Here is a 13,715-nt window from a genome sequence, read left to right on the forward strand (position 1 = left end):
TTGACAATACCTCATAAATGCTTTAATGTTACTTAGATTACTGCAGGTCCGGAAGGAGGCGTGTTTGAGACTCAGGGCATACATGGTGTTCCTGTGTATTTGCATGGTGTTCGCAATGGGTATGGTGATTCCTGCTTTCGCACAGGATGTGGGGCAGGGAGCAGGAGAAGCCATCAGCGATGAACAGCGAAGAATAATCCAGGACAAACAAAGACAGATAGAGTCTACAATCCAGGAAAAACTGAAGAAACGGCCGCTTGGCAAGGAAACCCGGCAGGGGGCACCGGGTTCAAAACCGGTTACCAGCATTCCTACAGAAACGGAAATGCAGGAAGTTCCTGTTGCAGAACCGCAAGAACTTGAGCAGCAGGAAGAACAGCCTTCGCCTTCAGTCCGGGTTGAGACCAACGAGGAACCTGCTCCACCGGTAAAGGAACAGAAGCAGCCAGGGAGGCCGACCGTCAGTTTTTTCTTCGACGATGCGGATGTATTTGAGGTCGCACAGACCATTTTTGCCGACGTGCTCAGGGTGAATTACCTTATCGATCCCCAGGTCAAGGGCAGGGTGAATTTCCGTACTGTTACCCCGATACCGAAAGAGGAGGTCCTCCCTGTCATGGAAATAATCTTCAGGCTCAACGGGATCGGGTTTGTGGAAGAAGGCGGGCTCTACCGGATAATTCCGTTGACCGAGGTATCGAGGGAGCTGATCTATTCCCAGATAGGCAAAGTTCCTGAAAAAGTCGCGATCGAGATGTTCACCTTCAAGAACCTCGACCTCAAGGAATCCATGCCTGATATCGAGAACGCACTGGGGTTGCACCTCAAAGGCGGAACTGTCAGGATCGTCCCTATTTACCGGCTGAATTCCCTAATTGTCGTTGCATCAGCCAAGGAGCATCTTGAATACATACGGAAGTGGGTCGAGGTATTCGACAGCATGTTTGCGGTGGCAAGGCCCAAGATATTCGTGTACCCCCTCCAGAACAGCAAGGCAACGCATATCGCCTCGCTCCTGCAATCTATTTTTACCGGCAGCGCGCCTGCGCAGACCTCAACGACATCATCAGCAAAGACAGAACAGCCAAAATCGCCTGGCCAGCCGGCAGCACCTGCCCCGGCGCCTGCAGCACCCAGAACCGGCGCTGCAGCCACTGTGACGGGAGGGGGGGCATTTGTCGGAGCAGAGACACGGGTTTTCGCCGATGAAATTACGAATTCGCTTATCATCCTTGCAACACCGGCTGATTATTCGTTCATAGAGGAGACAGTCAGGAAACTGGATATCCTGCCGAGGCAGGTCATGATCGAGGCGCTTGTGGCAGAGATCAAACTTACCGATGACATGAGTTTCGGGCTTGCATGGTCGCTGAAGACCGATGTCAACATCAGCGATCTGAAGCCTTTTAATAAAGATATCAACCTTAGCGGGCAAATGGGGCAGAGGCCGTCTGTACTGTCCGGTGACGGCGCTGCAACCCTGTCCGGCTCAGGCTTTACATTCCTTGCAACCGATCCGTCAGGCATTGTACGTGCGCGCCTCGAAGCCCTTGCAAATGACTCGAAGGCAAAGGTGCTGGCGTCACCGCATATCCTTGTGCTTGACAACCGCGAAGCACGTATTCAGATAGGCGACCAGGTCCCGATCGCAACGTCGGAGTATCAGGTTTCAGGCTCTGACACTTTTCAGAGGACGATCCAGTACAAGGACACCGGCGTGATTCTCAGGGTGAAACCGCAAATCAATGAGGGTGGCCTGGTAACGCTCGACATATCCCAGGAGGTGTCGAACTTTTCCCTGCAGACTATTCTGGGATCCGATCAGGTCGTGATCAGCAAACGTGAAGCTGACACAAACCTTATTGCCCAGGACGGCCAGACGATCGTGATCGGTGGGCTGATACAGGAAGACAGCTCAAAATCAAAAGAAGGCATTCCTTTCTTGAGCAAGATCCCGATTCTCGGCTATCTTTTCGGGAATACCACGGACAAATATACCCGGAGAGAACTCGTCATCCTTCTTACCCCGCATGTCATCAGGAATCAGAAAGAGGCGCATGAAATCACCAAGGGGTATGTCAAGCGGCTCAAGGGGGCTTCCGGGGAAATTCAGAAAGAGGACCTGATTAAGGAGCAGCTTACCAGAGACGGATTGCTCCTCGAAAGAGGAAAGAAAGAACAGGGCGCCAATTAACACGCGCAGGTATCCTTTCAGCGTTGTCTCTTCGTATCGGATGATTATCCTGTCCTGAACATGCTGCTTGAGCAAGACCTTATTCCTTATGATGTAGCTGCACCACCCGGACAGCGGTCGATTGTCCTCGCGCCGCATCCTGACGATGAATCTATCGGCTGCGGGGGCACTATCAGGCTTCTCGTGAATGCGAAAAAATCCGTCAAAGTAGTGTTCCTTACGAGCGGAGACAAGGCAGACCCGTCACACAAGCTGTCACGCATTGTCCACCACGGGATGCCAGGTGCAAGGAACACCGGAGGGCTGACGGAAAGTGATCACCTCCCGCGGTCGCCCTTTCACGGAGAAGGGACGGAAGGGTCTGCGCCGATATCGCATCTGACCGGGTATGCCCTGCTGAGAGAACAGGAAGCAGAAAAGGCGCTGCACGTCCTCGGCGTGTCTGATTATGAATTCCTGCGATTCCCCGACCGCGAACTTCACCGGCATTATCATGATGCAGAAGACAGGCTGTCCCGGATTTCTGCGGAATACAGGCCGGATGCTGTGTACAGTCCCTCCGTGATCGAGCTGAACCCCGACCACCGGACAACCGCCTCGCTTGCGATTGCAATGCACGGCAGGATGGCATCGGAAAAAGTGCCCGCGCATTCCCTCCCGGTGAGACTTCTGTTCTATGAGGTGACATCTCCGCTCAGGCCGAACCTGCTGGTTGACATTTCATCCGCATACCGTGCGAAGAAAAAAGCGATCAGGAAATATGCATCGCAAATGAAACTCATGAATTATCTCGATTACATCACCGCACTGAACATGTTCAGGACCCTTACCGTTCAGGGAGTGCGGTATGCTGAGGCGTTCTGGGTCTCGGACCTGCCGCTGACCGGTGAAGCAATCGCCGGCTGGCTTACGTATCAGAAGAAGACAGAATACCGTGCTCCCTGACGGGACACGGGCATTTCATGCTCCACGCAGCGGGACATAGCCGAAGCAAACACGGAGCCAGATTCCTCACTTTGTTCGGAACAAGCTTCGCGCAATCTCGTCTTATCATCTGAGATTGCCACGCACCTTTCAGGTGCTCGCAATGACTTTGTTATCAACCGTTTGAGTTACTTATAGCTGGATCTGTGAGATGTGCGCATCTTCACCGCTTCAGGATGAGCGTGAAGAAATGTAGCAAAAAATCCACAACATGAGCCGCAAAAACTACAACACAGACGCCATGCACGCGGTAAGTTCACGGAAATCAAGCGATCTCTGTCTGGCGCATTTTTTGCTTATCATCTTTAATACATTTGTTTTTTCGAAAAAACTTGACAGTTCTCAAATGATGAGTTTATACTTCATAACTACAGTATGAGTAAGGAAAAGTTAATAAAAAAATGCTTGACAAAGGCAACTCCTTTATTTACAATTTACGCAAAAGAAAAAAGTTCTTTGAGCACAGGGAGTTAATTCATAGTTATTAGCTATCATTGATAGCACTTAAAATTGTCGAGATACTACGAAAGTGAAGGAGGTGATAGGTAACGGCAACATAGCAAAAGATTGTATGTTTTTCGTTTTGCTGGTCTTAGCCCTTGGCTAAAAAAAATTAATCGCGGTTATAAAAAGGAGGTTTAAAAGTGAGAAAACTGATTTTAGCATTAATGCTCAGTGTTCTGCTCTTAGGGTTCGGTTCAGCAATGGCTGCAACGTCATCCATTGACAATGTTCCCGGGGGCGGCGGATTCAACTACTTCCATGCATCAGCAGCAGGTGACACAACACTGTTCAACCTTCAGAACGTTGACACCACTGCAATTCGCGTACACCTCACCCTGTATGACACAAACAGCAACAAAATCATCGACTTCAGCATCCCGCTTTCAAACTGGGACAACTGGGGCTGCTCAATCACCGGTGACGGCACCAACATCACCATCACCCCGCAGACACCGTGCTATTATGTAGGCGCAAACAACGGCTGCTTCCCGCCGGTTACCGTTGCATTACCGGCAGGCGCTGACGGACTTCAGGCCGGTTACATGAGCTTCGTGGTTTCCGCTGGTGACTCAGCATTTTATGGTGGTAACCTGAACGGAGATCCGAGGGATGAGCTTATTCTCCCGTTTGCCGCAACAAGATTATATGATGTAATCGCAGGCAGGGTTGCACTTCTCAACCCGACCGCGGGCAGCGCAATCGCCATGAATTCAACAATGCTTCAGGGCTATGTGAACATCTTCAACGCTCCGGGTCTTGTTGAAGCAGCCGCGGGTGTCGCAGGCGGCTGGGATTCAATCGCTGATGTCGGCGTTCCGTTCTTCTGGAACTGCGATGCAGACATTGCAGACACATTCCCGTCTCATGACGATCCGCTGATCGGTGTCAACATCGATTCATGGGAAATCATGCTCACCAACTGGGCAACATGGTCACTTATCGCTGATGACACCAACGCAGGTGGCGTCGGTGACACACTCTATCAGGCAGTCGGTTCCCCGACCTGGTATGTCGGAAGGTACAATGAAACCCCGGGCACTTCCACAACCGTGCTCATCACCGTATTCCCTGCCAACAGCGGCGGATTACCGGTTGCGTTCAGCCCGGCATGCGGATTCAGCTCAAGGACCATTACCTCATTCTGCTATGATGACAACGAGCTTCCGCTTTCAGACGCAGTAACACCGCCTGAGGTGGGAAGAATCGCATTCGGCCCGGCAGTCAACGCGATCATCGTCCCCGGGACATCGGGTGAGTGCAGACTCCTCGTAGACGCTCCGCTTCTCGGTTTCACCTACACAGAGGCTGGAAACTATGCTGACCTGTATCCTCTCTACAAAGTGGATCAGCTGATCAACGCAGCAGACAGCTTCTTCCTCGTGACCGGTCATGCACTTGATCCAACGACCACAGAGGTTATCGAGATCGGCGTACAGGAAACCTACTAAACCGTAATCTCATACTGAATAAAAAGCCCCCGGCAACGGGGGCTTTTTTTATGGCCTGAACCGTGCTGAAAGAAAAAAAGAAATTTTCGTCACCGGGGCAAACTTCTTCTTTCAGCCATTTTCGGGGTACCGGTTGTTTCACCACAGACACGGATGCAGACTCGGTATCTCCTTGAAAACGCGCACTGCGTTCCTGATATAATAATTACAGCAGGATCCGTACCTGTGAATATTGTGTATGCCCCGGCCTGACGATGAGGCCGATACTGAAAAATTTTTCTGTCGCATTGCCGGAATACTTATACTGAAACGATGCGGAGTATCGTCAAGCAATATGAATCACGCAAAAGAGGAGGAAAAAGACTTGAGGAAAATACTATTGATGGTGGTGTCGGTTGTATTCCTTTTTTCATGTGCAACGACAGCAAAAAATCCGCAGGGTATCTCGAACCTCAGGGAAAGGGTTGAGGCATTCTACAAGGCAAGGGTGGCAGGTGATTTCAGGGAAGCATTCAGGTACGAGCATATGCATATCACGAACTTCCCGGAAAAAAACTATATCGCCAATGCTGCAAGATCTCCCATGGAATACCTCGAGGCAGAGATACTCTCGATCGATCTGAAGGAGAGCCAAGACGAGGCAATGGTGAAGATGAGAATAAAATTCAGGCTTATGCCGATGCAGGGCTTCGAGAAGTTCAACCAGATACAGGACCGCACGATAGAGGAGAAGTGGGTATTTAAAGAGGGAAACTGGTACCACGTGATAAAAGGTGTGGCGAAAGAGTGGTAAATGCCATCATGTATTGTATTGATACGTGAGATTGCATGCTGCGTGCGCGGGCGGAATATTCCATGCGCCTGAACGTGGAACACGACAAGACTGTTTCGGGTATCACCCCGCATTGACAGCAAAAAGAGAATGAACGGGAGGACCTGCTTCTTTACCGCATTCCTTGCCAAAAAAACGCCGGAGTCTTTTCATGAGCATATCTATTGTTTCGGCAATTATACATATGAAACTTCTTGAATGCGGTCATCCCCCGGCTTGACCGGACAATGACGACTTATTACGTATTTACTTGCCGGGCGAATTATGAATCGGCGAGAAAATTGTGAGGGATTCCTCATGTACGTTCGATATGATGATGGACGGGTGTTCCTCCGGCGAGAACCGGCAGGTGTCCAGATATATGCCCTGACCTTCTGACTGCAGGGTTTCCTTGAGGAAGAAACCCTCCCTGCTGTTCAACCATATCTGAATCATGCTTCTCTTCTCGACCGGAAGTTCTGCGGCAAACGCAACAACGATGTCCGGGAGGCCGTCTCCGTTTAAATCATCTGATACGATACGAACGGGGACTTTCCGCCGGGTTTCAAGGTGACCTTTCTGGATCAGCATTCCTTCCCTGTTCTCGAAGAGATAGATATTGCCGTCGCGCTCACTCGATACGGCGACATCAGGGAGCTTGCGGTCAGGATACCGTAATACCGCAATCGAAGAGAGTGCATAGCCGAGCTCATAGGGCAATTCCGGCTCAACCGGGACTGATACAAAATCAAATTCTCCCTTCCCGTTGTTTATGCCGAAGAAAATGGAATCGAAGACATATGAAGGTGAGAGGATGTCAGGGTGCCCATCTCCGTTCATATCCGTGATGACTGCGTCCTTGAATCCATTGTCGAGGGCCTTAATGCGTCTTGCATACCGCCATTTCTGTGAACCGGGAATATATTTCCCTGAACCAGGTGAAGTATCTTCCATCTGCTTCAGCTGATCAGGAGAAATCGTGGTAACTTCCTCTGTCGGAGGCGGAACGCTTCTGAGGTCTTCCCTGTTGGGCCTTGCAGGCTTCTCTGCGCCTGGCTTCTTGACCGCTTCTGCAGGGGATTTTTCTTTCTCGAGGACTTTCCTGTCTGTTGCGCCGACAGGCGGTGTAGTATCAGGTGATGCCGTGACGTCCAGTCTGTGGCGGGGATCTTCAATTCCGGGCATAAGATTGATGCGGTGGGCGGCAAATTGCAGATCCCCCCTGTTCATGACAATGCTGATGAACGGTTTCTGGAGAGAAGTGATTACGAGATCAGGAAGTGCATCGCCGTTGAGGTCCTGGCTTTCGATATGCCATGAATACAGCAGCGCCTGGATATCGAGGTCATGCCGCGAAAAAGTTCCCCTGCCGTCATTCAGAAATACCGGGCCAACCTTCAGCTCAGTCAGGGGGATAAGGTCAAGGTCACCATCTCCGTCAATATCGGCGGCAGTGAGAGAGGTATTATGCGGGAATGTGGCATAGGTTGCAGGGGCTGTAAACCCGCCGCTCCTGTTGTTCAGGAGCACTGCAAGCGCCTGCTTTTTGAGCGCCACCGCGATGTCATTGAACCCGTCGCTGTTCAGGTCGGCACAGACAGGATCAGTCGGCCTTGCTCCTATATGATAGTTTTTCATGGTATACTGCGAACCCGCTGCAGGCAAGGGTTGAGCACCGGGTGCAGGCTCAGGGGAAGTCCCTGTGGTGCGGAGTGCGCAGGATGCAGCAGGGAGCAGCATGAAGACAAGCAGCAACAGCAGCAGAATATTTTTCATGATTTTTTTCATAACGTTTTAGTATAATTTCAAAAGAGACATTTGTCAATTAACTTCTGCATAACGTCAACGCGCACGAATTGCCGTTTCCCGCGGGGGAAGACCCATGGAACCTCCGTAAAAAAACACTGTCACCCCGGGGTTGCCCCGGGTATTTTATTGTGAATGAAGGAGGACATTAATGTTCAGATTCAAGTTTTCGTTGTCTGCTGCATCTGTGCTGTCCGTTCTGCTGATGGTATGCTGTTTTTCGATTGCGGGTGCGGAAGAATCCCGCATTGCGGCAAAGGTGGGAGATGAAATAATCACAGAAGATCAGTTGAGGGAATATATGGCTGCTACGAATATGGGCAGCTCGAAACCGGCGACCGAAAAAGAAGCCCTTGAAGACCTGATCACCAGAAGCATCATGTATCAGGAAGCGAAGAAAAAGGGGATAGACAGGAAGAAGGACGTACAGGAACAGCTCGCGAAAGTCGGGAGGAATATTATTATCCAGGCACTCATGAAGGAGGAGGCGGTCTTTACCCAGCCGGTCACCGAAGAGACTGCGCGGGAACTGTATGAAAAGAACTGGATGGATTCACGGTATCCGAGATGGGTGAAGCTGACCATATTCAAGATAACCTACAAGGACAACAAATTGGCGAAGACGGCAGAGGAATATGCAGGGAGCATCCGCACCCAAATAAAGAGCGAGGAGTTTGACAGGGACCCTGAAGAGGCCATAAAGAAGCTCAGGGAGAAAGCCCCTCCCCCTGACGGTATCGCCATCACCGCTACACAGTACAAGAAGATATTCCTGCTGAAATTCAGGCAGGTCCCCGTGGTAATCGAACAGGAACCGCTGAAGATGAAGGTGGGCGAGACGAGTGATCCTCTCCCCGTCCCCCAGCATCCTGAGGTCGTGCTGATCAATCTTACCCATGAATATCCGCAAGAGGAACTGCCGTTCGAGAAAGTGAAAAGCGATCTCGTGTTCTCAGGGGCATGGCTGCTTCAGAAGGAACGCATGAAGCAATACCTGGAGACGCACCGGAATGAGTATAACATCGAGTACCTGCTGAAATAGCTATTTCTGTCGATCAGTAGAGAGGAAGAAGGGAAAAGTGAAGGACTTTTCCCTTCTTCTTTTTTTGAATACAGACACTAAGGGGTAACGGTAAAAGGCTTTTCGTTGCTCCTGCAGCCGATCGGCCCTTCAACCCAGACCGGTCCGCTCGTTGCCCCTGCAGGCACCTTTGCCACCAGCTGCCACGGACTGGTGTACGTTACGGTTGCCTGGACACCGTTAAAGAATACCAGATATGGTGAGGCAAAAGATCTCCCGTAAATCGTAATGGTCTGATTTACCTTGCCTGATGTCGGATTCAGAAGTGTAATAAGAGGAGGGTTCGGACAGGTCTGTGGAGCCTGCACGGTGATGTAATTGGTTCTTGTTAAGGTATTCGACCCGTTCGCATTGGTAGCGGTAAGGGAGACGGTATAGGTGCCGGGATTGTTGTAGGTATGGGACGGGTTCCGGAGCGTTGAGGAGCCACCGTCACCGAAGGCCCATGCCCATGAGGTCGGACTGCCGGTCGAGGTGTCGGTGAAGTTTACTGTAAGCGGCGCGGTTCCGGTAGTAGGACTTCCCGTGAAATTGGCCACAGGAGCAGCCGGAGATGAAACCGTAATGTACCCGATCTTGGTCTCTGTGTCAGACCCGTTCGCATTGGTAGCGGTAAGGGAGACGGTATAGGTGCCGGGATTGTTGTAGGTATGGGACGGGTTCTGGAGCGTTGAGGAGCCACCGTCACCGAAGGCCCATGCCCATGAGGTCGGACTGCCGGTCGAGGTGTCGGTGAAGTTCACTGTAAGCGGCGCGGTTCCGGAGGTCGGGCTAGCGGTGAAATTGGCCACAGGAGCGGGCAGAGTACCGATGACGGTGAAGGGCTTTTCATTACTGATACACCCTGCCGGCCCTTCAACCCAGACCGGTCCGCTCGTTGCCCCTGCAGGCACCTTTGCCACCAGCTGCCACGGACTGGTGTACGTTACGGTTGCCTGGACACCGTTAAAGAATACCAGATATGGTGAGGCAAAAGATCTCCCGTAAATCATGATGCTCTGGTCCACATTGCCTGAGGACGGATTTAAAAAGCTTATGTATGGTGGTTGCGCACATGCAAGCACCGTAATGTACCCGGTCTTGGTCTCCGGGTCAGACCCATACGCATTGGTGGCGGTAAGGGAGACGGTATAGGTGCCGGGATTGTTGTAGGTATGGGACGGGTTCCGGAGCGTCGAGGAGCCTCCGTCACCGAAGGTCCATGCCCATGAGGTCGGACTGCCGGTCGAGGTGTCGGTGAAGTTCACTGTAAGCGGCGCGGTTCCGGAGGTCGGGCTGCCGGTGAAATTGGCCACCGGCGGAGTCTCTGTACCGGCCGCAGCAAGCAGGTCTATCCTCGGTTTGATGATCGCATTCCGCCAGTCTGTGATTGGCACACCCGAACTCGTCATCCTGTTGACGATCTGGTCAGGGGTCTCGGAAGGATAGGCGCCTGCACCTTTCAGTACCGCAATCGCTCCCGCGATATGGGGTGCTGCCTGAGAAGTTCCGCACATGGATATCCCTGCTGCAGAGATGCTGCATCCGGGCGCCAGCATGGTGAGAAACGATGCGCTGTTAGAGAAACACGTCACCTTATCAGCGGCAGTCGTAAAATCGGTGCAGTTTGACCAGAATTGCGGTCCCACGTTTGCGTCATATACTGCTCCGACAGATACTGCTGCAGGTACACAGCCGGGAGATGCGATTTGGTTTGTGTATGCATTATTTCCCGAGGCGATGGAGGATAAAATCCCTGCAGACCTCGCGCTCGCGACCGGGGCCGCAAACACATCGCTACCGCAGGGGGTGGTCGATCCCCCGCCGCCCAAACTCATGTTAATCGCCACGATATTGTAGGTCGCCTTATTTGCGATGCACCAGTTAATCGCGTTGATAATGTGATTCGACCATGCGCTGTTCCCGCTGAACACATCAAGTGCGATAATGCGGGTGTCAGGCGCCACGCCAAGGCTTATCCCTGCCACATTTGTACCATGATAGGGAAATACATCACGCTGCCCGTCATTCGGGGCAAAATCCTGCGCATACACGACCTTGCAGGTCGACGGTACCCCCGGGCTGGTGCAGCTTCCAAAGGCTGTGCGGGTATAGTCAACCCCGGTGTCAAGAATTGCCACTGCGGTTCCTGTACCGACACGACCGGATGCGGCTACCTGCGGCTGGTTAATTAAGGGCAGGCTTTGTGACAAAAAATGTCGGTAGGGCTGATTTTCATATGCCCGTATCACATCAGGGTTACTGAGAAGCTGATTCAGACTCTGCAGAGACCTGAACTTCAGGAACATCATCGGCAGATGGCTGTAATCCATGAGGACTTCCACGTCCCCGGGCGGCAGGGAACTCAGAACTCCCTGTTTTATTTGATCAAAATTCGATGCCTTAAAGGCGAGTATCTCGGGGATGTCCTCTGAAACGCCATATGCCTCCTTCAAGAACGCTGACTGCTTCAGGACCGGCGCTTCATTGAAAAGCACAATAAGGTCCTGGCTGCTCCCGAATGCAAGACTGTCAACTGCCGACTGGGGCACCTTTTCAGGGTTCTCCAGGGGATGAGCCGTCACATTCGATGAGAGAAACATGCAGGCGATCATCATGACAAGGACGACCAAATACCGTATGCCGCACTGTTTCGCAAATTCTCCTGATCTCATCGTGTACCTCCTTTGAGTGAATGATAAATATCCGTGACCGGAATTTCTCTTATTAGTATAGCAATAAGCATTCCACTTCTTCTGAATATTTTTGCACACAGTGTGACAGAAAAAGCACCTCCGGCATCACCCGCTGTAATGACATTGTGCAGTTTTTTTGTTGACAGTGGATGCGTTTGTTAATACAATTTTTATAGAAGTACGGCATTGCAATAAATTCCGGTTATCATGGCAGAGATCTTATGCAGAGGTTTTCTCATCTTAAATGTGCAGGGAGGTGATAAGAACATCGTAATCTTCTGAAGTTCAGACAGGGCGGGGGTCTTTTCCACACACTATACCAACCAACAATAACAAGGAGGGGAATAATGGTCAAGAAAATCTTTTTGCTGATTTCTGTTGTGTGCGTAATGTCCTGTATCATGGCGCTGCCGTCTCAGGTTTTGGCAAATGGTAATGGTTTCTGTAACGGGGATTTCGAATACGGGGATCTTGATTGCTGGTCCGGGCAAGGTGATATCGGGGTTGCTGACTTCAATGTCATCACCGGTGCATATTCCGCGTATATGACGACTGCACCCGGTGAAATGAATAATGGCTTCAGTGCACAGGCCCTCCTGTCAGGAAATCCTGCCTACAACTTTCTCTGCAGCTGGATGGAGAGCGGTCACGCATATCCGGTGAACGTTCCCCAGGCAGTGAACGTGAGCTTCAAGGTCCGCTACAAGACGGATGAAAGTCCATGGAATACCGGGTGCACTGATCCGTTTGAGGTGAAGCTGGCGACCCCGGACGGCACAATCGAACTGGTCGATATCCAGACAGACGGCATTTCGCCCGGCCCGGGAGCGACAGTGAAAAATCTCGCGACAGGCGGGTTTATCAGACCGCCAGTGCTGCCGCCGTTTACCTGTGAAGAAGAGCCGGTGGGAGCATTGCAGAATGGTCTTTTTGCCTGCGAGACACCTGTGTTCGAGGTGAAGAAACGGCTTGCCTACTCGAGCTGTGAACCCGTATTCCTTACCCTTACCATTTGCGACCGCTGTGATGACATTGTCGACAGTGCCGCGTTTATCGATGATGTCCAGATTACCTTCGAGGACAAGCCCGGAATTCTCTTTACCTCACCCAGTTTGACCGGGGGGCAGCCGATTCCCTGCGAGATGTACGATTCCACCTGGATCAAGAAGGGCCGGTAACGACCGTTCAATCGCTGAAAATTGAAGAGGCCGCTTCATGCGGCCTCTTTTTTATTCCCCTGATCTTATTTCTTCCGCAATAACAAAGGAAGGACGGTGCTTTACCTCTTCGAATATCCTCGCGATATATTCTCCGATGATACCGAGGCCGATCATAAGGATGCTGCCTATGAAAAGCATAATGAGGATTACTGTGGTGAACCCTTCAACAGCCCTTCCGCTCAGCTTCACATAGACCGTTTGGGCCCCGAGCAGGAAACTGAAGATGAACGTGAATATGCCGAGCAGGGTCACGATATGCAGGGGGAGTGAGGAAAACGAGGTGAGCGCGGTGACTGCGAGGTCAAAACGCTTGAGGAAAGAAAAGCGGGGTTTGCCGGTCTCTCTCTCATCAGGGCTGAAAGAAATCCGGGCGGTTCTGAATCCCAGATACGGAATAAGAGTCCGGAAAAACCTTCCCTTTTCGTGCAGTGACAGGTAGGCGTTGATCACCTTTCTGTCAAGCAGTTTGAAATCGGTGTCTTGTCTGAGGTCGAACCCCGAGACCATCCTCAGTGTGCGATAAAACAGCATGCTGCCGAATCTGTTCAGCGCCGACTCCCGCTGGCGCCTGATCTTGACACCCTCAACAACCTCATACCCGCCATTTTCCCACTGGGAAAGCATCTGCGGCAGAAGGTCAGGCGGATGCTGGAGGTCTGCATCCATGACGATGGCAGCGTCTCCCCTGGCACAGCTCAGGCCTGCCTGAATAGCCGCCTCCTTTCCGAAATTGCGGGTGAAACGTATCGCTCTGATAAGAGAGCGGGTAGATGAATACTGTTTCAGAAGTTCCCATGTGTTGTCCCGTGAACCATCGTCAATAAGGATGAGTTCATGAGAGTACCCTGTTGCAGAGAGGATTCTGGAGGTATTTTCCATCACATCCCGGATGGATGCCGCCTCATTGAAGACTGGAATTATGACCGATATTTTGATTACCATAGCATTGACTGTGTGTACCCATTATATCACAGCAAAACAGCACTGGACAC

The 13,715-nt window shown here is 51.5% G+C and carries 9 protein-coding genes; 6 read left to right on the top strand and 3 right to left on the bottom strand.

What is annotated here, in order from left to right:
• Nucleotides 1-64: 64 nt before the first annotated feature.
• From gspD to AB1552_08865, 4 genes are all read left to right on the top strand, one after another.
• Nucleotides 65-2,194: a type II secretion system secretin GspD gene (gspD, locus tag AB1552_08850; GenBank protein ID MEW6053878.1), complete on the top strand. Its 2,130-nt coding sequence runs from the start codon at nt 65-67 to the stop codon at nt 2,192-2,194.
• Nucleotides 2,195-2,254: 60 nt separating this feature from the next.
• A complete protein-coding gene (locus AB1552_08855; protein MEW6053879.1) occupies nt 2,255-3,139 on the top strand; it encodes a PIG-L deacetylase family protein in 885 nt (294 codons plus the stop codon).
• 683 nt (nt 3,140-3,822) lie between these two features.
• A complete protein-coding gene (locus tag AB1552_08860) occupies nt 3,823-5,130 on the top strand; it encodes a hypothetical protein (protein MEW6053880.1) in 1,308 nt (435 codons plus the stop codon).
• Between the two features lie 334 nt (nt 5,131-5,464).
• Nucleotides 5,465-5,923, top strand: coding sequence for a hypothetical protein (locus tag AB1552_08865; protein MEW6053881.1), 459 nt, complete (start codon nt 5,465-5,467; stop codon nt 5,921-5,923).
• Between the two features lie 285 nt (nt 5,924-6,208).
• Here AB1552_08865 and AB1552_08870 read toward each other — a convergent pair whose 3' ends face one another.
• Nucleotides 6,209-7,717, bottom strand: coding sequence for a VCBS repeat-containing protein (locus AB1552_08870; protein ID MEW6053882.1), 1,509 nt, complete (start codon nt 7,715-7,717; stop codon nt 6,209-6,211).
• A gap of 181 nt (nt 7,718-7,898) precedes the next feature.
• On the opposite strand from AB1552_08870, the gene AB1552_08875 reads away from it, so the two are divergent.
• Nucleotides 7,899-8,789 carry a hypothetical protein gene (locus AB1552_08875; GenBank protein MEW6053883.1) on the top strand — a complete coding sequence of 297 codons (891 nt, stop codon included), beginning with the start codon at nt 7,899-7,901 and terminating at the stop codon, nt 8,787-8,789.
• 77 nt (nt 8,790-8,866) lie between these two features.
• On the opposite strand, the gene AB1552_08880 is transcribed toward AB1552_08875, so the two are convergent.
• Complete coding sequence (locus AB1552_08880; protein MEW6053884.1) at nt 8,867-11,482, bottom strand: PKD domain-containing protein; 2,616 nt, start codon at nt 11,480-11,482, stop codon at nt 8,867-8,869.
• Nucleotides 11,483-11,850: 368 nt separating this feature from the next.
• Here AB1552_08880 and AB1552_08885 point away from each other — a divergent pair, with 368 nt between their 5' ends.
• Complete coding sequence (locus tag AB1552_08885; GenBank protein MEW6053885.1) at nt 11,851-12,681, top strand: hypothetical protein; 831 nt, start codon at nt 11,851-11,853, stop codon at nt 12,679-12,681.
• 51 nt (nt 12,682-12,732) lie between these two features.
• Here AB1552_08885 and AB1552_08890 read toward each other — a convergent pair whose 3' ends face one another.
• A complete protein-coding gene (locus AB1552_08890) occupies nt 12,733-13,665 on the bottom strand; it encodes a glycosyltransferase family 2 protein (GenBank protein MEW6053886.1) in 933 nt (310 codons plus the stop codon).
• Between the last annotated feature and the right edge of the window lie 50 nt (nt 13,666-13,715).

The organism is Nitrospirota bacterium (genome assembly GCA_040754395.1).
Taxonomy (GTDB): Bacteria; Nitrospirota; Thermodesulfovibrionia; order Thermodesulfovibrionales; family SM23-35; genus JBFMCL01.